The sequence below is a fragment of the Nitrospinota bacterium genome (assembly GCA_027619975.1).
Lineage (GTDB): Bacteria > Nitrospinota > Nitrospinia > Nitrospinales > VA-1 > JADFGI01.
The window spans coordinates 1-20,103 of sequence record JAQCGX010000033.1 but is presented as its reverse complement, the minus strand read 5'-3'; the positions used below and the strand labels follow the sequence as shown (position 1 = coordinate 20,103).

The 20,103-nt window shown below is 46.7% G+C and carries 19 protein-coding genes and 1 tRNA gene; 12 read left to right on the top strand and 8 right to left on the bottom strand.

Annotated features, from left to right (window positions below):
- The 3 genes from O3C58_11470 (at window position 1) to O3C58_11460 (ending at window position 2,602) form a co-directional block, all read left to right on the top strand.
- Entirely contained in the window at window positions 1-402 is a 402-nt protein-coding gene (locus O3C58_11470; protein MDA0692472.1) for a hypothetical protein, read from the top strand.
- 94 nt (window positions 403-496) lie between these two features.
- Window positions 497-2,008: a hypothetical protein gene (locus tag O3C58_11465; protein MDA0692471.1), complete on the top strand. Its 1,512-nt coding sequence runs from the start codon at window positions 497-499 to the stop codon at window positions 2,006-2,008.
- Between the two features lie 78 nt (window positions 2,009-2,086).
- A complete protein-coding gene (locus tag O3C58_11460) occupies window positions 2,087-2,602 on the top strand; it encodes an SPOR domain-containing protein (protein ID MDA0692470.1) in 516 nt (171 codons plus the stop codon).
- Window positions 2,603-2,678: 76 nt separating this feature from the next.
- Here O3C58_11460 and O3C58_11455 read toward each other — a convergent pair whose 3' ends face one another.
- Window positions 2,679-2,957, bottom strand: coding sequence for an HU family DNA-binding protein (locus tag O3C58_11455; GenBank protein ID MDA0692469.1), 279 nt, complete (start codon window positions 2,955-2,957; stop codon window positions 2,679-2,681).
- Between the two features lie 460 nt (window positions 2,958-3,417).
- On the opposite strand from O3C58_11455, the gene def reads away from it, so the two are divergent.
- Together def and O3C58_11445 are read left to right on the top strand one after the other, a co-directional pair.
- Window positions 3,418-3,972 (top strand): peptide deformylase, encoded by a 555-nt coding sequence (gene def, locus O3C58_11450; protein ID MDA0692468.1) that lies wholly within the window; start codon window positions 3,418-3,420, stop codon window positions 3,970-3,972.
- Between the two features lie 97 nt (window positions 3,973-4,069).
- A complete protein-coding gene (locus O3C58_11445; protein ID MDA0692467.1) occupies window positions 4,070-4,423 on the top strand; it encodes a hypothetical protein in 354 nt (117 codons plus the stop codon).
- 99 nt (window positions 4,424-4,522) lie between these two features.
- Here the strand turns inward: O3C58_11445 and O3C58_11440 are convergent, their stop codons facing one another.
- A complete protein-coding gene (locus O3C58_11440; protein ID MDA0692466.1) occupies window positions 4,523-5,890 on the bottom strand; it encodes an MFS transporter in 1,368 nt (455 codons plus the stop codon).
- 157 nt (window positions 5,891-6,047) lie between these two features.
- Here O3C58_11440 and O3C58_11435 point away from each other — a divergent pair, with 157 nt between their 5' ends.
- The 6 genes from O3C58_11435 to O3C58_11410 all read left to right on the top strand — a co-directional run bounded on the left by O3C58_11435 (window position 6,048) and on the right by O3C58_11410 (window position 11,764).
- Window positions 6,048-6,503: a hypothetical protein gene (locus O3C58_11435; GenBank protein ID MDA0692465.1), complete on the top strand. Its 456-nt coding sequence runs from the start codon at window positions 6,048-6,050 to the stop codon at window positions 6,501-6,503.
- 146 nt (window positions 6,504-6,649) lie between these two features.
- Window positions 6,650-8,074: an MBOAT family protein gene (locus O3C58_11430; protein MDA0692464.1), complete on the top strand. Its 1,425-nt coding sequence runs from the start codon at window positions 6,650-6,652 to the stop codon at window positions 8,072-8,074.
- Window positions 8,049-9,149: a hypothetical protein gene (locus O3C58_11425; protein MDA0692463.1), complete on the top strand. Its 1,101-nt coding sequence runs from the start codon at window positions 8,049-8,051 to the stop codon at window positions 9,147-9,149. Before O3C58_11430 ends, O3C58_11425 begins: the two co-directional genes overlap by 26 nt.
- 113 nt (window positions 9,150-9,262) lie before the next feature.
- Window positions 9,263-10,051 (top strand): sterol desaturase family protein, encoded by a 789-nt coding sequence (locus O3C58_11420; protein MDA0692462.1) that lies wholly within the window; start codon window positions 9,263-9,265, stop codon window positions 10,049-10,051.
- A gap of 35 nt (window positions 10,052-10,086) precedes the next feature.
- A complete protein-coding gene (gene pyk / locus O3C58_11415; protein ID MDA0692461.1) occupies window positions 10,087-11,514 on the top strand; it encodes a pyruvate kinase in 1,428 nt (475 codons plus the stop codon).
- A 40-nt stretch (window positions 11,515-11,554) separates the two neighbouring features.
- Window positions 11,555-11,764, top strand: a complete 210-nt coding sequence (locus O3C58_11410) for a hypothetical protein (GenBank protein MDA0692460.1) — start codon at window positions 11,555-11,557, stop codon at window positions 11,762-11,764.
- A 295-nt stretch (window positions 11,765-12,059) separates the two neighbouring features.
- Here O3C58_11410 and O3C58_11405 read toward each other — a convergent pair whose 3' ends face one another.
- The 6 genes from O3C58_11405 to O3C58_11380 all read right to left on the bottom strand — a co-directional run bounded on the left by O3C58_11405 (window position 12,060) and on the right by O3C58_11380 (window position 17,924).
- Entirely contained in the window at window positions 12,060-12,410 is a 351-nt protein-coding gene (locus O3C58_11405; GenBank protein MDA0692459.1) for a hypothetical protein, read from the bottom strand.
- 284 nt (window positions 12,411-12,694) lie between these two features.
- Entirely contained in the window at window positions 12,695-13,141 is a 447-nt protein-coding gene (locus O3C58_11400) for an Hsp20/alpha crystallin family protein (GenBank protein MDA0692458.1), read from the bottom strand.
- A gap of 499 nt (window positions 13,142-13,640) precedes the next feature.
- Window positions 13,641-13,713 (bottom strand) — tRNA-Ile (locus O3C58_11395).
- A gap of 8 nt (window positions 13,714-13,721) precedes the next feature.
- Window positions 13,722-15,488 carry an RNA polymerase sigma factor RpoD gene (gene rpoD, locus O3C58_11390; protein MDA0692457.1) on the bottom strand — a complete coding sequence of 589 codons (1,767 nt, stop codon included), beginning with the start codon at window positions 15,486-15,488 and terminating at the stop codon, window positions 13,722-13,724.
- A gap of 44 nt (window positions 15,489-15,532) precedes the next feature.
- Window positions 15,533-17,311, bottom strand: a complete 1,779-nt coding sequence (dnaG, locus tag O3C58_11385; protein MDA0692456.1) for a DNA primase — start codon at window positions 17,309-17,311, stop codon at window positions 15,533-15,535.
- Window positions 17,312-17,477: 166 nt separating this feature from the next.
- Entirely contained in the window at window positions 17,478-17,924 is a 447-nt protein-coding gene (locus O3C58_11380) for a GatB/YqeY domain-containing protein (GenBank protein ID MDA0692455.1), read from the bottom strand.
- Between the two features lie 395 nt (window positions 17,925-18,319).
- On the opposite strand from O3C58_11380, the gene O3C58_11375 reads away from it, so the two are divergent.
- Window positions 18,320-20,014 carry a TldD/PmbA family protein gene (locus O3C58_11375; GenBank protein MDA0692454.1) on the top strand — a complete coding sequence of 565 codons (1,695 nt, stop codon included), beginning with the start codon at window positions 18,320-18,322 and terminating at the stop codon, window positions 20,012-20,014.
- The last annotated feature ends 89 nt before the right edge of the window (window positions 20,015-20,103 follow it).

Below are 20,103 nucleotides of genomic sequence, written 5' to 3'. Positions count from 1 at the left end.
ATGGGGGTGAAAAATTATCGGGTCGTTTTTTTCTGGATTATTTTGGCCGCGCTGATTTTTTTTACAGCAGGATGCGCTGAACGGCGCATTGAAGATGCTTTTCAGGGAAAATTTGCTTCTGTAGAAAACAATAAAGTTATAAATGAGTATTGCCAAAGTTGTCACGTCCATAAAACCTTCGATCCCGCCGATCACATGGAGTCGATCAGAAACAATTATAAAAGCCCCTACTTCAAAAAAACTCATGAATGCCGAGCCTGTCATTACATAGAAAAAAACTGGGTCACCAATGATTACCACAGGAAGACAAGGAACCCCGAGAAAGCAAATCGAGGCGCCTTTCGGGATTTTGAGCATGCGGAAATAAAGCAAATGAAAAAAAACGGAAAACAGAAAAACTAGGAAAACACAACTCCCTTATTATCATCGACACTTTTTTTAAGCCTGATTCTTTTGCAAAACTGTTTTCATATTTTTGAAGATCAAGGGTGCTGAATTGATACTAAGAATCTTTAACTTCGTTATTTTGATTGCGGTGATGACCCTGGTTGGCAAGGCGCCCGATGCCTTGGCTTTTTCATTCGGTGGAATAGATATCCATAGTAAATTCGGGGAACGGTTTGATGCCGAACAGGATGTGATCCTTGAAGAGGAGGGGGAGCTTCAGGTTCAGCTGGGAGATGTTAATGATTACCGCCGTCTTGATATCGACCGCCCGTTGATCATTGACGATCTGGTTATAGAGCAACCTGCTGGAACTGAAGGTCGGCGGAAAACAGTTCGGGTGATTTCAAGAAGGCCTTTGTTTTTTCCTTCTTTCCATTTGGTCGTTCGTGGAACTTTTAAAGGCGGGGTGTTGCTAGAGCCATATTTGATCACTGTGGACTTCAAACAAAGTCTGGCTCTTAACGTCATTGGCAAAGAAAGGCAATCTTCTGAAGACCCCCCTTCCATAAAAAAGGTGGATTCGTTGAATGGAGGAGAAGCCGCAGTCGAAGCATCGAACTCTCAAGCAATAGACAAAGAACTTGAAGGTGCTGAGGGTGATTCCGAAACGGGTCCTCCTGATGTGTCTGAGAAGACCGGGTTTTCCAAGAGTTCTCGGGTCAATGCACCCTCATGGATGGCAAAACCTCCTGCTCATATCAAGGGCAATAGAGGTGAGGATTCTTACTTTCCAGGTGCAACCTGGATTTCACCCCCGGTTTCCATCCCCCGCATGCCTTCCATGGACCCGTCTCAACCTCCTAGTGAGGAAGATATCAAAGCCGCCACGAAAACAGTAGCAAAGGGACCTTTAGATTCTCCAGTCTCTACGGATATTGAATCCCCGGCTCCACCTGAACTGATCCGCCAAAAGGAGAGCCCCTCGACTGAGCTGAGCTATGGGCTGGCCCAGGGAGAAAATCTGCTCTCCATAGCAAGTAAACTAAATACCTTTTCAACCAACGGTGCTCGTGTCGCCGCCGCTATTTGGATGGATAACCCTGAAAGCTTTTTGTATGGAAATATGAATGGGCTGAAAGCGGGTAGTCAGATCAATCTGGAAAACCTCGAGAAAAGACTGGAAGAGATTGATTCCAACCTGGCCGAGCAAATTCTTCTGAGTCAGCAACAGGAATGGAAGATCATTCAGAACAAACTGCCCTCCATGGAAGATGGAGCCTTGAGTGTGATGACGCAGGAAATTCCCCTTCCCCTGGAAAGTGAAGAGGAAAAAAAGATGATCTTTGAAATGCTCCAGAAATGGAAAACAAGTTGGGAAAACGGGGATCTGGAGCAACATCTGGCCTTGTTAGCGGATCAAACCACTGACTCATTTTCCGAGGACATTGCGAATTTAAGATTCCTGAAAAAAAGGATGTTCGCTCGTCATAAAAATATCAAGCTTGGCATCAAACAGGCTTCATTGGTGTTAATGGGCGGACAGCCGATGGTCTCATTCGGCCAAAGTTTTTCCTCCGGGACAATGGAAAGCTATGGACGCAAGGATGTAGGCATTGTCTAGGAGAACGGGGCCTGGAAAATTCTTAAGGAAAAATTTAAAGTAAACTAGTACCTGGAAAGACCAGAAGCTTCCCCCGATGTGTCGGCAACGCCGAGCGAAGAAATTTTTTCAAAGGACCGAAACCTCGCCGTTGCATTTACCATCCATGCTTCCAGCCATATGGATTATCCCATGGCCACCCAGGCCGTCAATGAGATGAGAAAGTTGGGCTTCAATGCTTATTCTGCGCCGGTAAATATTTCCAGAAATAGAAAAATTTACCGGGTTTACGTGGGCCGTTTTGCGAGTCTGGATTTAGCGCACGAACTGATCTCGGAACTTAGAAAGCATGATATTTCCAAGCATGCGATTCCTGTAAAAAAACCTTATGCGTTTTTGATGGGAGAGTATGACCATGAAAATGAAGCAGAGAGTTTGATGCTTAACCTGAGGTCCTTGGGCTTGTCTCCATTATTGTTTACCTTCAGCGAAAAAGAATTTTTGAATCCCAAGTTCAGAGTCTTGGTTGGAGCGTTTACGACGGAGAAGGATGCGACCCGGTTATCTGATGATCTGAAGGCCAGACAGCTCACATATAAACTCATGACTCCTTAACGAGTGAGATCATAAAAAAAACCGCCCCCGGATGGAGGCGGTTTCTTTTGATGCTTTGCTCTTTTAAAACAACTAGTTATAGAGAGCTTTTCAATGTAGGGGCGGGTTTAAAGCCAACAGTCTTACTGGCTTTAATTTTGATTTCCTCTCCCGTTTGCGGGTTCCTCCCTTTCCGGGCTTTCCGATTTCTTACTGTGAAAGTTCCAAAACCAGGATACGCAAACCGTTTGTCTTTTTTAATTGCTTTGGACATGTTATCGAAAGCTGCATCGACAATATCACCTGCCAACCTTTTAGATAGATTATCATCTTTACAACTTTTGATTATACTGGTGATCAATTCGTCTTTAGTCAATGATCATCCCCTCCTTTCTTAATTAGTGTACCGGCGAGAGCATTATCAAAAACCCCGTATTAAAAGTCAATTAAAAAAACCGGAAAAAATTTTTTGGCACACGCGGAAATCCAGTTTTAAAGCCTTGGTAAGTCCGTCTATGCTAAAATAAGCTGTTCTATAGCGAGGAAATCATTGCATCAATTTATAAATCTCCTTAAATTGAAAATGTGGATAACATGTGGAAAAGTCGAGTGACTTTTTTTTTAAGGGTATCTCTAAAAATTGACTAAATGCTCCTAATCGTCAACTTAAGGAGATGGCTTTGTTTCAGTGGGACAGGCGACCTGCCCTTAAATTTAAGGATAGGTCGCCCGTGCCACCAATATAAGAAATCCTTGTACAGTGTTCGATTTCCTGTAATAAACTAATTTTTAGAGATGCCCTTAATTTAATTCGTTAAAAATTGGAAATATAAATCATGGCCAAACTTGAAATTGCAAGGTTGGGAAATCCTGTGCTGCGTCAGGTCGCCCAACCTGTGAATTTAAAAGCGCTGAATGATCCTGAATGTGACATTCAGATTTTGATTGATGACATGGTGGAAACCATGCACGAAGAAGGAGGCGTTGGGCTGGCAGCGCCCCAGGTGTCCCGGTCTCTTCAACTCATCATTATTGAAGCCGAGGACAATAATAGATATCCCGATCGAGAGGATATTCCGTTGACGGTTCTGATCAATCCCGTGATCACCCATTACAGTGAGGAAAAAGCAATGGGTTGGGAGAGTTGTTTGAGTCTGATTGATTTTCGTGGGCTGGTTCCCCGGTCAACAGAAGTGACGGTGGAGGCCTTTAATCGTAAGGGGGAAAAGACCGTTGTCGAGGCCAGGGATTTTTTGGCGATCGTTCTTCAGCATGAGATAGACCATTTGAATGGAATTGTTTTTATCGACCGCATGGAAGATTTTACCAAGCTATCCTACATGAAAGAGTTTGAAACCTACTGGCTGAATCAAAAGCCAAGTGAGTCTTGATGAATAATTTCTTCGTTGGCAAGAAAAAAGGTTTTCGTGAAAGCGCAGGGCATCGGATTGCATTTCATTCCTTGGGTTCGTCGCCGGAGGTGTGGGTATGACGGAAACATCGGACTCGCTGGATGAGGAAATTCTTCATCTTTATCATTTACCTGCCATCGGGTCGGGATATTCCAATATGTACGGGGAAGAAAACATAGTCAATCTGGTGGAAAAATACCGGGGGTTAAACGACTCCGGCAAAGCCAGGATGCAGGAGATGGTGGTCGGATTTTCCGAGTCCATGGACTTGTCGTCCAGTTTGGTTTCCGTGGCGGTCCTGCATGCCTTGGGAATGGAGCAGGCCGTCCACAATGCCTACCGACTGGCTGACGACCGGGATGACGCGCAATCCATCAAACACCATTTCGATATTGGCATTTCAATTGCCGACCATTTCATCAGGAGTTGACTCCTCCGCGGCCAGCCCAGGGCTGGAGCAAATTCGCGGCAAACGCTTGTGATATCCTTTCCGTGCAGGTTAATATCAGGTCCAGCATCACGCTGGTCGCTAATCCGCTCCAGGCCGGAGCCTGGTCAACAAGCCGTCCCCACGGCGAGTGGTGGCCGGAACCGGATTAAAACCGCTCGGATCGACAGGGCAAACTGACGTCACGCATTTTCCCTGTTTGAGTCTGTCATGCGCAAACAGCAGGAATCCTGCCCATAAGAAACCCGGAACCAAAAACAGACCGGCCATCCAGAGGGCAACCGTCCCCAGAGTAAGTTCCAGGTTATCGACCGCATAGCCAACCGCCCAGTTGCTGATTCCCATGAAGAGAGTCAGGAACCCCATTTCCATACTGAAAATTCGCCCTAGAAAGCGTTCCTCGGCTTCTAAATGGATCAAGGAGGAACTGTATACCCAGACGATCGATCCGAATAATGTAGCCAATCCTATGCTCACTGACGCTCCTATAAGAGAGTCCGAGTTCGCCAAAAACAGGAAAGAGGCCGCTCCCATGAAAAAGCCAACGGAAATAGCGGATTGCAGGACCCTGGATGAATCGCCGAAAAGCCATCTCACCAGAACCGGGCCAATAGCCGCTCCCAATCCCCGGGAAAAATACATGATGCCGATCCATAGGGATACCGCCGAAGGACTGGTCAATAATTTGTTTGCGTATAAGGGGATCAGCGTCATGACGCCGCCAGAGACAGACAATCCTGATTTTAACAGTGCGAAGGCTAAAATAATGGGTTGAGAACGCAGGTACCGTATCCCCTCAACAAAATTTTTATAGCCGCCCTGGTCATTCTCCTCTGTTTCTTTAGCGGTCTTTTTCGGACTGTTGGGGATTCTGGAAATGAACCAGGCAGAAATCAGGAAAGTGAAGGCATCGAGAACGAACGCTGTCTGGATTCCAAAAAAAGCCACCACCAGCCCTCCGAGGGCGGCGCCAAACGCCAGCATGACCGACCAGGTGGAGCCGCTCAGGGCGTTGGCCGACACTAAGTGTTGTCGGGGGATGAGAGAAGGAATGATGGCGCTGCGGGCCGGTTCAAAAAAACCGGCCATGGAAATTTCCAGGACCACCAGGGTATAAACCAGCCAAAGGTCGCCTTTATCGTCCACAAATAAAAAACCAAGAACGATGAAGAACCGTAACACGTCGCTAAGAATCATGACGCCTTTACGACTGGTGCGGTCGATGACGACCCCCGCTATGGGACTGACAAAAAAGATGGGCAGCAGTTTTGCCATCATCGCGGTTGCCACCGCCATTCCGGACCCGCTGAGTTGCAGTATCAGGGAATAGATGGCGATGCTGTTCAGCCAGTCGCCGAGTTCCGAGACCACCTGACCGTACCAGAGGTTACGGAAGGGGCGATGGGTTTTCAATAGATTGAGGTAACCAATTGGACGCGGGGATTCCATATTCATTAATCATAACACGGCGGTGACGGGATTTCGCTCTCAGGGTTTCGAGGTTGAAGTGCGGCTGACAGTTGAACAACAGGCATAATCATGCTAGAAAATTAGGTATAATATTTTCCAAAATAAAATTGATATCAGTCAAGGAGATTGTTCAGGTATGGAACCAGGAGAGACCGAAGAGTTTCGAGATGAAAAAAAAGAAAATCTGTATAGACGGATATCCTTCTGGCTCGCCCTTATTCTGTCCACCTCGATTGCTATGTATTATGTCGCCACCAATCCTCCCGAGACTAAAGAAATTCGGGAAATGCGCATATTTTTTAATAAACAGAGCCGGGACGTTGCTAAATTCATTCGACTGCCCAGAGAGGATCAGAAAGAGTTTGCCGAAAAGAAAACGCATCCCTTTTACGCTCAATATTTGAGTGCGTCCGAGGTCGAGAGGGAGAGAATCAGAGGCCTGATCCATATATCCTTTGACTACACCCCGAATCAGTATTGGTTCAATATCGTATTTTTGTGGACCATATTTTTTACCGGCTTTTGGTTCATCGGCCTGATGACGGTAGGAGCCATTATTCTCGTGCGCCGGGACAAGGTTAAAAGGAACTAGCAGGTTGCTGAAAAACTATTTTCGCTACCCACAACTGTCACACTGAGCTTGTGGTATTTTACCATTGCCTTCATGCCCCAGAGGGGTATGTCGAAGTGTGAAAACAGCCCTTACACTTTCATCCTCACTGGCATTAAAATTTTACGATGTTATTCAATTCCCTCACATTCATCGTTTTTTTCTTGGTTGTCCTGGGGCTGCACACCACGATCCGATCGTGGCCCCTGCAAAAACTCATATTACTCAGCGCCAGTTATATTTTTTATGCCGCCTGGAATCCCCCGTTTGTCCTTTTGCTCTGGATTTCAACGGGAATAGATTGGTACGTGGCCAGGGCTTTGGAAAAGGAAGAGAGGGTAGGAAGGCGGCGATGGTTATTGACCATCAGCCTGACGGGAAATTTAGGGCTTTTGGGGTTTTTCAAGTACGGCGGATTTTTACTGGAGAATTTTGTCGAGCTGATGAACCTGGCGGGCATTGAGTATCAAGCCGCTTCACCCGACATCATCCTTCCTGTAGGAATTTCGTTTTACACCTTCCAAACTCTTTCTTACACGCTGGATGTCTATTTCCGCAGAGCCAGGGCCAGCCAGTCGTTTCTGGATTTCGCCCTTTACGTCACATTCTTCCCTCAGCTTGTTGCGGGGCCGATTGTCCGGGCGACGGAATTTCTCCCGCAATGCGAAAAACCCCGAAGGGCCACCCGCGACCAGTTTGGCTGGGGGCTGTATTTCATTACTTTGGGAATATTCCAGAAAGTGGTTCTGGCGGACGGGCTGCTTTCCTCATCGACGGATACGGTGTTCGGTCATGGCGTTGGAGCGGTTTATTATTTTGATGCCTGGATGGGCGTTCTGGCTTTTTCAGCGCAGATTTTCTTCGATTTTGCAGGCTATTCCACCTGCGCCATTGGCGTGGCGCTGTGTCTGGGGTTCGTGCTTCCTGACAATTTCCGTTCTCCCTACGCGGCGATTGGCTTTTCCGATTTCTGGCGTCGCTGGCACATGACCCTGTCCACCTGGCTCAGGGATTATCTGTACATTCCACTGGGCGGCAATCGGCTCGGCAATGTGCGGACCGGGATCAATCTCATGGTCACTCTGTTTCTGGGTGGCCTCTGGCATGGGGCATCCTGGACGTTCGTCGCTTGGGGCATCCTGCATGGATTCTATCTGGTGGTGGAACATTTTTTGCGGCAGCATTTCGGTGGCGCCACCTGGACTAAAGAGCGATGGGGCCGATTGGGGCTGGGGTTGCTCACGTTTTTTCTGGTTTCCCTGGCCTGGGTTTTCTTTCGCTCCGCTGATTTTTCTTCCGCTTGGTTGTTGATGCGTTCTCTTTTCGGTTTTTATGACCAAGGCTCTCAACTTTTATCGACACGCGAGATTCTCCAAGTGTCCATTGTGGTTGTGGGACTGCTTGGCTCGCACTGGTATTTGCACGAGAAACGCCTGGAGCATGCCATGGAAAAATTTTCCGCATCGTTCGTGGTGAGCGTCTGGGTCATCATGTTGTGTGGATTGATCCTGATGCAGGGAGGGGCCAATGCCTTCATCTACTTCCAGTTTTAAAACCTTCAGGTTGGAGCGGATCATTCCGCGTCACCACTGGGTGCGCCTCGCCCTGGTCAGTCTTGCGTTCACTCTGGCGTTGACCCTGGGATGGGAACTTTACTGCCGCCATCTGGGATATCAGCCAACCTTGAACGACACTGAGGATCTGTGGGCCAGCCGCCGCGTGCTGGTCGATGAGGACCCCACCCGGACGGTATTGATCGGCGCTTCGCGCACGCTTTTCGATTTTGATATGGATGTGTACGAAAAAGCAATGGGCGAGCGGCCTCTGCAACTGGCAACTGTTGGAACCAATCCGGGGGCTTATCTTAAGGACCTGGCCGATCATCCAGAATTCAAAGGAACGGTCATCGTCGGTGTGGTGCCGGGGCTGTTTTTTGCTCCCGGCGGTCCGCCGGTGGAAAGCCCGAAAAAACACTTCAAGCGCTACCGTGAATGGAGCCCGACCCAGCGGGTGGGCCATCATCTGGGGATGTTTCTGGAAGGGCAACTGGCGTTACTACAACAGGACGACCTGACTTTGAACCAACTCCTGCTGTCGTTGAAAATCCCGAATCGAGCAAAAGCCAAGGTCCCGCCGGAGTTACCGCCGTATTTCTATGAGGTCGATGCCGAGCGGCAGGGAGGCATGACCGACATCGCAGAGAAAGATATCAAGCTGCAAAAACGCATTCAGCAAATCTGGATTCCGCTATTCACGCCTCCACCTCCTCCGCCAGGAACCACGGATTTGGAAAATCGTGCCCAACACCAAAAGACGATCGATGAAATTCTGGAGAAAACCAAGGGCCATGTGGAACAAATTCGCGCCCGTGGCGGCAAGGTGGTGTTTGTGCGTTTTCCATCGACAGGGGAGTTGCGGGAGCTTGAAACCAAATACAGTCCGCGAACTGATACCTGGGACCGGATTCTGGAAGTCACCAACGCACCGGGTATTCACTTTGAGGACTATCCCGAGTTGAGTGGATTTGACTGCCCCGAATGGTCGCACCTCAAAAAAGTGGACGCCACACTGTTCACCCAACGATTGACTGCTTTGTTTCAAAAACTTCGATCAGAGGGTAGAATGTGAGGAGTGATTTTATCTTTGTATCTCTCTCGAATCAGACCGAGATACACCCTTTAACCTGATTTTTACCAGCCATATAAATTCCCCTCATCTGCTTCTTGAGTTAAAATGTCTCTATGGACGTGAATCAAATTCGTTTCGCTATTTTCCTGGGAGTCTTCATTCTGATGTTGGCGCTGGAGCAATTTATCCGGCGGCATCCGTTGGTCGACTCCAAGCCGCGTCGATTGGGTATCAACCTCGGCATCACCGGGTTGGACATTATTCTGGCGCGGCTGGTGTTTGGTGCGGCGGCGGTGGGCGCGGCTGAGTTCGTTCAGAAAAGAGGATGGGGGGTGCTCAACTACTGGGAACTCCCATCCGGGGTGGAGCTTGCCATCACCGTGGTGTTTCTCGATTTCATGATTTACGTTCAGCATGTGGTGGTGCACATGATTCCTTTTTTTTGGCGGTTTCACATCGTGCATCATTCCGATCTCGATCTGGACGTTTCATCTGGCTTGCGGTTTCACCCCGTCGAAATTCTAGGCTCGCTGCTGTTTAAGATTGGAATCATTCTGGCGCTCGGTCCCACGCCGTTTGCGGTGCTGGTGTTTGAGGCCATACTCAATGGCATGGCCATGTTCTCCCATTCCAACATCGCCCTGCCCCTGTGGTTGGACAACGCTCTGCGCTATGTGATCGTGACGCCGGATATGCACCGCATTCACCACTCTATCGAGACGAACGAAACTAATTCCAATTACGGGTTCAATCTGTCAATATGGGACCGTCTGCTCGGCACCTATATTCATAACGCCAAGAGACCTCAGCCGGAAATCGTGATCGGCGTTCATTCCTTCCGCAAACCCGAGGAGGTATCGCTTTTAAATTTACTGCTCATCCCGTTTCGCAAAATTCCCTGACCTTCCTTCCTTGAACCGTAGCAGGAGAAACACTCATGACCGTTCGCCTGACTAAAATCATCGCCACCCTCGGACCCGCCAGCGGCACTAAAATCAAGATCAAAGAACTGGTTAAAACGGGGGTCAACGTATTTCGCCTCAACCTCTCGCACGGCGATCATGAAGTCGTTCGCCAATGGATCGACTGGATACGCGAAACCGAGGAAGAACTGAAAACCTTCATCGGCATTCTTCTGGATCTTCAAGGGCCCAAGATCCGTGTGGGAAAATTTAAAGACGGGTCCATCGAACTCAAGAACGGCAAGGAAGTGGTGTTCACCACCGAAAAAGTGGTTGGCTCAGAAACTCTGATTCCTATCCAGTACGCGAGTTTTCACAAAGATGTGAAGCCGGGCGACCAGGTGTTTTTAAACGACGGCAATCTGTGCGTGGAAGTAAAGAAAGTTTCGGGGCATCGGGTGACGGTGGTTGTGAAAGCCGGAGGGACTTTGTCCGATCACAAGGGTGTGAATCTGCCGGATTCCTCTCTCACCACAAGCCCACTGACACCCAAAAGCCGCAAGGATCTGCAATTCGGCTTGAAAGCCGGGGTTGATTTCGTGGCCCTGTCATTTGTGGGTCGAGGAAAAGATATCGATCAACTGCGACGGCTGATCCGCACGTCAGGAGGGGATGCGGAGATCATTGCCAAGATCGAACGGAAACAGGCGGTGCAAAATTTGGAAGAAATCGTGGCGGCGACAGACGCGGTGATGGTGGCCCGTGGCGATTTGGGGGTGGAAATTCCTTTTGCGGACGTTCCTGTGGTTCAGCAGAAAATTTTAATGGAATGCGCCCGAATGTGCAAACCGGTGATCGTTGCCACCCAGATGCTGGAATCGATGATAACCAACCCAAGGCCCACTCGGGCAGAAGTTTCAGATATTGCCAATTCCGTCATGTATTATGCCGATGCGGTCATGCTTTCCGGCGAAACGGCTATGGGCAAGCACCCGGTGGCGGCGGTCAGGGTAATGGTCGAAACGGCGATCAAGACGGAAACCTTCCAAAGGCAAAGCCCCCGGATCATGCGCTGGAATGCGTCTGAAAGGGGAGACACATCTATTGCCATGGGGATCACCCATACAGCCAATCATCTGGTGGAATTGCTTCAGGCGCAAGCTGTTATCGTATTTACCTTAAGCGGGGGAACGGCCCGGATGATGGCGGCTCCGAATCCGATGGTGCCGATATTCGCTTTTACCTCAAGTTTGGATCGGGCCAGACGGTTGACATTGCTACGGGGCACGATTTCATTGCTCATGGATAAAAATAAGGATTTTCTTGAGGATATGGAGGCGTTGTTCCGGGTTCTGAAAGATCGGCGTCTGGTGAAGAAAAATGACCGGCTGGTCATCACCGCCGGACTTCCTTACCATATTCCAAACCGGACAAATGTCGTTCGGGTGGAAGTGGTCTCTTGATTTATTTCCCGTTGGCAAAAATTCCTGATAAAATTTGTTGATGTCGTTCCGTTATTATATTATTTCAGCCATTCTCGTATTGACCCTCACCGCGGCCATCAGTGTCTGGCGGCAGAAAAAAACCAGGCGGGAGATATTGACAGTTCTCTGCCAGGTGGTTTTTGGTCTTGCCGTTATTCTGGGGATTGTGGCAGGTGTTGCCAAGTTGATGGAAATGCTCGGCATCGCGCAGTCAGGGTTCGTTTTATAGGAGCGCCTGTGGAATTTTCACCGTTCATGTTTTTTTTCTTATTTTTATCGTTTCTGGGGATTTCCTTTTCCATGGGAATGTTACTCCACTCCGCGTTTATGTATGAAGATAAAAATAATATGAAAGGTGACAGTAAAAAAAGTTGGGTTCTATGCATGATAGCGGGAACCGGGGTCACTGGCTGGATGTTTTATTACGGGTATTATATGAATTTCGTTCGATGATGGGTCTTATTTGGGGAAAGGGAGTCCATCTTCCAACAACCCGTTCAGCTTCAAATAGAGCCCGTCAAAGTTCACCTGGATAGAACTTCGACCAACCGATCGCAGTCATTTTTATAGGTGAGAATATCTTCCCTTTCTTCCTCGTCAAGATCATCCGCTAAATGCTCCTCGAGCAATTCTATTGCGTCATTCAATCCCCCGGCCACAATATCCAGATCGGATTCATTCAAAGCATACAGGGATGAATTTTGTTTGAGTTTGTCAAAAACACGGGTGTATTTCGCGTGGTATTCAAAAAGGGTATTCCGTTTTTTTTCGGAGATATTGCCTTTGAGTTCTGTATTCATATCAGAAATGGAATCGTTCAAAGCCATTTTGATGATGTCGATATCTTTTTCGCTGATCGAAGCTAAGGATTTCATTTTCACCCTTCCTGCAAAATCAAGACTATAGGGATAGTCAGAGAGTTCATGAGTTTATGGATCTGGCGGTAGGTACGGACGAAAACGGAACGCCGTCATGTCAACAAACCGCCTAATATAATATAACGTAATTTACCCGATATTTTATATGGAAGTAAGCAAAATTTTTAAATTCAGAGGATTTAGGAGTTTTTCAGCAGGGTGGTGGCGGTAACTGTGAAAAAAAATGCCGGTTTGCCCGGCTTTTTGCGGGGCAAACCAGCGGTTCAGACGATCAACGGAAATCAGGAACCGATTTTAATTTCCACCCTCTTGGGTTTTGCGACTTCCTTCTTCCCAAGAGAAACTCTGAGAATCCCTTTTTCCAATTTGGCGACTACTTTATCGGGGTCTACCTGATCGCCAAGGCGGAAGCTCCTCTCGAAATTCTGCGAACGAAACTCCCGAATACGGTAATTATCTTCCTTGGTTTCTTTTTCCTCTTTTACGCTTCCCCGAAGACTCAGCACGCCTTCCTTGATTTCCACATTAATATCATCCTGTACCATTCCAGGAACCTCAGCCGTGAGAAGAAACTCGTTCTCATTTTCGACAATATTCACCCTTGGATGGACCGCACGAACGGTCTCAGGATCAAAGAAATCCATCAAGTTCCTCGGGAAAAACGGCTCCATATCGCCATTAAAAAAATTCTGAAGGTTTTTATTTGGATTGTAAGTCGTCAGTTTCATTTTAATACCTCTCATTCTGGACAAAGTTTCAAGATGGGTCATGACCTCGTTGTTTGCCTCTCCTGCTATATAAATAGTATCGCAATGCCAGCGTGTCAAGGGGATGGAAGAGTTAATTTTAATGTTTCAGTTTTTCAGACAGAGTCATGAAAAAGAGACCGTCAAATGCAGGTAAAACAGCGGGGGATAAAGTTTCGGAGTACGGTTAGGGAAGGGAGTAGAGGTGGTCCCATAAATTCGGACAGGGTGTTAAGCTACGATTTATGATCAAAGGAGGGTCATGGATATGAGTAAGACACGTAAGAATTATCCGGCAAGTTTTAAGGCAAAAGTTGCTTTAGCGACGTAGCGGGAGGAGGTTCCGATATCGGAATTGGCTTTAAAGTATGAGGTCTATGCGGTGATAGGCGGCGGGGTTTGAATTCAATTTTAGGGCCCAAACACTCCCCACAAACAAAAATGACTTACAGCCGAAGCCGTAAGTCATTTATATTTAAAGTGGGCCCAGCAGGATTCGAACCTACGACCTACCGGTTATGAGCCGGGGGCTCTACCAACTGAGCTATAGGCCCGATACTATTTATCCTTCTATAAAACTGCGGAGTTTTTTACTGCGACTGGGATGCCGCAATTTGCGCAGTGCCTTGGCTTCTATCTGCCGGATTCGCTCACGGGTAACGGAAAAATCCTGCCCCACTTCTTCGAGCGTGTGTTCCGAATCCAATCCGATGCCAAAACGCTTTCTGAGAACTTTTTCCTCCCGTGCGGCAAGGGTGGACAGGACTTTCAGCGTTTGCTCCTTGAGGTCTTTCTTGACCACGGCATCTATGGGAGAAAGAATCTTTTTATCTTCGATGAAGTCTCCCAGATGACTGTTTTCTTCTTCGCCAATCGGGGTCTCCAGGGAAATGGGTTCCTTGGCGATTTTTAATACCTTGCGGACTTTATCCACAGGCAGGTTCATTTTTTCGGCGATTTCCTCCGGGCTGGGTTCGCGGCCGAGTTCCTGCACCAGATGACGGGAGACCCGGATCAGCTTGTTGATCGTTTCAATCATGTGCACCGGAATACGAATGGTGCGGGCCTGGTCTGCGATGGCGCGGGTGATTGCCTGACGGATCCACCAGGTAGCATAGGTGCTGAACTTATAGCCCCGCTGGTATTCGAACTTATCAACGGCTTTCATCAGTCCAATATTTCCTTCCTGGATCAAGTCCAGAAACTGGAGTCCGCGGTTGGTGTATTTTTTTGCAATACTGACGACCAAACGCAAATTGGCTTCTGCCAGTTCTCTTTTCGCGGTTTTGTCTTTTACCCGGCCACGGGCAATGGAACGGACGGTCATCAGTAAATGCTCTTTCGGAGTATCCGTTTCCTTTTCGATTTTTTTGATTTTTTTTCGGCCGCTTTGCATCGCTTTCAGGTGATTGTCATATTGGATCTTGGTGATGACTTTTCCGGAGGTTATTTTAACGCTCTTTTGGTTGGTCCAGTTTTTGGCCAGCTTTTTGATTTCGGCTAGAGTGACCCCCAATTGTTTTTCCAGGTTGCGTTCCTCTCTTCCTGCGGAGCGAATCTGACCGGCAATTTCGTAGATTTTCTCAATGATTCTATCCATCACATTCACGCTCAGGTTGATTTCTGAAACGATTTGCTCCATCAATTTTTGTTGGGTTTTTTCTTCCTTGTCCAGCTTGGCTTTCATTTTTTCGGAGATCCTTGAGGCCATTTTATCCTTTTGGATGCGCTGGAGTTTCTGTTCCTGGATTTTGAGATTCTTTATGTTCTTGAGGAATTTTTTGGTCTCTTTTTTCTCAAAGTCTTCATTTTTTACTTCGGGTTCTGCCACCGTACTGATTTTAAAAACACTGACTTCCTCATTTTTTACTTTTTCCCCCAGTGCGATGATTTCATTCACCGTAACCGAACAGTTGGCAACGGCTGAAATAACCTCCTGCTGACCCGCTTCGATTCTCTTGGCGATGTCTACTTCACCCTTTCGAGTCAGAAGGGAGATGGTACCCATTTCACGCAGGTACATGCGTACCGGGTCGTCGATGGATACGGAATCGGCCTTTGCGCTGTGGATTTCTTCATCGGCGCCATTGCCGGATTTTTCCTGATCGCCTTTTTCGGCGAGCAGTTTTTCCCCCTTCAACCGGTTGTCTACGATATCGATCTCGTTTTCCCCGAACAGGTGCATCAGGTCATCGATTTGTTCAGGAGTCACAAGGTCCTGGGGAAGTACATCATTCACTTCTTCATAGGTCAGGTACCCCTTTTCCTTGCCATGAGAAATCAATTGGTTGATTTCTGCAACGTTCGTGAGTTTATGGGTGGTGGGCATCGACGAAGTTTCTCCTCAATTAGCTGTATAATTAATTGAAATTTTTATCCTTGAATTAACGAAATCTGTATTTTTTGAAGCTGACTGTGAAACTCACGGGACTGTTCCGATTTTCCGGCTTTTTCCGCTTCATTTCTCATTCGTTTTAATTCTTTAATTTTCTGTTCGAGATTTTCTTTTCTTAACTCATTGATGCAGTCGATGGCTCCCTGATCAGTGTCATCAAAGGTAATAGGCTCAAGGCCTATCTGGGTCAATAAGGTTCTGACTTCCGGGTTTTCTATTTGATCCAGTAACGGGGAAATCTGAATCGGTTGTCCGGCTTCAATAAATTGATAGATATACTCTCCAACCTGCTTTAAATCCGGGTCAATAAATTCCTCAATCGAAATCTGGCTACAAATTTTCCGGGCCACCTGCGGGTCAGACAACATGAGATGAATCAAATACAACTCCGGTCTGTTTTTTTTGGAAGAGCGGGTTTCCAGGACATTAAGTTTAGGTTGATTTTGAGTCAAAGCCTTTTTCAGTTCTTTGCGCAAGGCGGTGTCATCAATACCGACCTTCTCCCAAAGATATTTTATCCACTCACTTCTTTCCAGATCAGTTTTTATTTTCTTCAACAGGGGAAGAACCTTGTTGACCACATCCATGCGTCCCGAAGGCGTCTGGAGCGTGCCTTTTTCGATGATCTCATCAATATAAGATTCAAAATAGGGCTTTGCGTTTTGAATTTGTTTTAAAAAAGCTTCTCCGCCAAACTCGTGAATAAAAGAGTCAGGATCTTGCCCGTCCGGAAGTTGGACGACTTTAGTGATTAAATCGGCTTCCAAAAGAGTTTCAAACCCTTTTTGTGCCGCCTTTTTTCCTGCTGCATCGGAATCGAAGACCAACACCACATTGTGAGAGTGGTTTTTGATCAAACCGGCTTGGTCTGGAGTCAATGCAGTCCCGCAAGTTGCTACAACGTTGTGGATCCCGTGCTGATAAGCCCGAACCTGGTCCAAATGGCCTTCAACCAGAATTGCCAGATTTTCTTTACGAATGGCCGCTTTGGCTAAATCCATGCCAAAAAGGTGTTTCCCTTTTACATAAAGCGGTGTTTCCGGCGAATTCATGTATTTTGGTTCGCCCTTATCAATGACCCGGCCACAAAACCCAATAATATTTCCATACAGGTCTTTTAACGGGAACATGACCCGGCCATGAAATCGGTCGAAATAGTCTTTGTCCGACCCGTCATTTTTCTTGATAATCAACCCAGCCTTGGCCATCTCCTGAAGGGAAGACGGGTTGGTTCCTCCGAGTGCAGTTATCAGGTCCTGCCAGTTCTGGGTGGCCCACCCCATCTGATATTTAGCCAAACTGTCTTCGCTTATATGCCGTGATTTTAGATACTCACGAGCTTTTTCCCCTTTTTGAGGGTGATTCAATGTGGCGGTAAAATATTCCGCCGCCAGTTGATTAAATTTCAATAATGCTTGTCGCTCCTGCTCTTTTTTATCCTGCGTTTTACTCCGCTCGGGGGAGGGCAGGGTAATACTCGTCCGGGAGGCCAGTATTTTCACCGCTTCCACAAACGGAATGCTTTGCGTCTCCATCAAAAATTTGAAGACATTGCCGCCAGCACCACAGCCAAAGCAGTGGTAAATCTGTTTTTCAGGGCTCACTGTAAATGAAGGTGTTTTTTCCGAATGGAACGGGCAAAGACCTTTATAGTTCTGCCCGTTTTTTTTAAGCAACAGGGCATCTGAGACGATCTCGACAATATCTGCGCGGGATCGTATTTCTTCAATGATATTTTCAGGAATAAAGTGTTTCAATTTATTTAAAAGGCAATCCTGGGATGAAAGAAATCGCTTCCATTTCCGGGTTTAATATTGTTCTCAGAAATGGAATAGTGTTCCGGCGGAAAAACTTCCCTTTTAATGTATGTTTTCTAAATGAGACTTGAAGCTCTTGCCCTATATGGAGGGAATAAAAAGGGTGTTAATTCCCCAGGTATTCACCAACCAGGTCTTTAATCAATTTATTGTCTGCTTTTCCTTTAAACTCCGGGACCAATACTTTCATGATCCGTCCCATCTCTCCCTGATTTTGAACCCCCAGGTCCTTGATCACCTCTTGTACCCGATTCCTGAGAGCTTCTTCTGACACTTGCTCCGGCATATATACTTGCAAAATCTCGATCTCTTTTTGCTCTATTTCGCTCAGATCGAACCGGTCACCCTTTTCAAACAGAGTAATAGACTCTTTTCTCTTTTTAATCTGGCTCGCAATGATGGTGATGATTGCCTCGTCATCAAGGTCCTTTTTGATGTCGATTTCCTGATTTCTTATCTCCGAATGCAGGCCGCGGATTGTATTCAGTCGAATCTTGTCTTTTGCCTTCATTGCCTCCTTCATGTCGGAAAGGAGTATTGCTTTTAAACTCATAGTTTTATTCCAGTAAACAAAGCTCCAAATATATGGACTGATGTCAATTTTGTCAATAGGTTAGCGAGCAATTTTTAAGAAATGTTCTCTTTAAATTGAACATTTCCCTATTTATGCCAATTCAAATGGATTCCTGGGTGCTGCAAGGTGGGTCCGTTGCTTCAGGAAATTAAAAACGCCAACTTCACATGATATTATATTTTTCCAAAATATTGGATATATATTTAATGGTTTTGGAAGAATTTTTATCTTAAGATAGGAATCCCCAGGCAATATCCAATTTTTGCGGAAGGGGTTCTTGATTGAGTCAAGTAAAAATCTCTTTTTAATGAAAATTATTTAAAATAGCCATTTTTTAGTTATAATTCCAAGACATTCATTAAGTGGAGGAATCCATGCGACCTACTGCATATCATATGAGGACTGTGGTTTTACTTTTAGGTTTGTTTTTATGGCAGTTAAGCATCCCCGCAACTGCCCGTTGCATGGATACCACGTCCTCCATCATTTTTCAGGCAATGGAAGATGAAATGAACCGCTCATTAAATCATTTAAAAATTGATATTTTTGACCCTCCCTATTTTATCAAATATCAAATCCGTCACAATGACCATGTAAAAGTTGTTGGCAGTTTCGGGTCCTTGATTGACTCGAATGAATTTCAGGAACGCACTCTTTTCGTTGATGTCCGGTTGGGAGACTCCAAATTTGACAGCTCCACACCGGGAAGCCACCAATATCAAGTAAAACATTTACTCCCGCTTGATGATGATATTGATGCTCTGAAGAGGGCCTTATGGTACGAAACGGATTTGCGTTACAAACAGGCCATCATGAATTATATGAAAAAGAAGGGGCGGTTTGTCAGCGGGGTTGAAAAACACGAATTGGCGGACTTTTCAAAAGGCCACAGCCCGGTGGTTCGGATCGCCCCCGCTCCCGAATTCAGCCCAAATATTCGGGAATGGGAGAATGTCGTTAGAAGGACATCCGCTTTATTCAAACAGGCTCCGGAAATCGAAAAATCAAGCGTCAAAATTCATGCGGATCGGGCAGTTCGCTACTATTACGATTCCGAGGGAAATAAAATTCGTTCAGACTCCATCAATTATCAATTAACGCTCGAAGCGTCAACCAAGGCAGAGAACGGAAGCCCCATCCACGACCAGGAAACCTTATTTTTTACCCAGCAGGAAAATTTTCCTTCAAAAGATTTGCTGGAAGAAAAAGTTACCCGGCTGATTCAAGGTATTAAAGCGTTGCAGGGGGCTTCGCAAGCTGAAACCTACGTGGGACCTGCACTGTTCAGCCCGGATGCCGCCGCAGTTTTGATTCACGAAGCGGTGGGTCATCGGTTGGAAGGGGACCGGTTGCGTATTGCCACTGACGGCAAAACTTTTATGAAGAAAATCGGTAAAAGGATATTACCCCCTTTTCTGACGGTGCTGGATAATCCGCAAATAAAGCAGTTGGATGGTGTTGACCTGGCGGGTCATTATATGTTCGATGATGAAGGGCAAAAAGGCGAGGAAGTCGTTCTTATTGATCAGGGGATTTTGAAAAGTTTTCTGTTATCCCGGTCTCCTGTTTTGGGCTCGGAGAAGACCAATGGACATGCCAGAAGCGATGGAATCAAAGCCCCCATGTCACGTATGGGCAACCTGATTGTTCATTCCACAAAAATGGCCTCTTCTGAAAAATTGAAACAGTTGCTGATTGAAGAAGTTCAAAAGCAAAAAAAACCTTATGGCCTTTTTATAAAAAAAATCGAAGGGGGAGAAACTCAAACCGAATCTGCCAATTTCCAGGTATTTAAAGGCAAGCCACTTTATTTGTACAAAGTTTACCCGGAAGATGGAAGAGAAGAGCTTGTCCGCGGGGTCGAGTTCGTCGGGACGCCACTTTCGATGATCAGTAAAGTCATCGCAACGGGCGATGATGACCAGGTGATCAATGGCTTTTGTGGAGCGGAATCCGGATTTTTACCGGTAACCAGTGTGACTCCCAGCTTTTTGCTTTCTGAGGTTGAATTGCAACTGTCTCATGAACAACCTCTTCGCCGGCCCATACTTCCACCGCCTCCTCTTTAATCAAAAGAATTCCTCGTAGCTCTGCTACGGGGTTTCCTTTCACATTCCCCTCCTTTGCAAGGAGACCTTTGCATAAGCACTGGTCATCT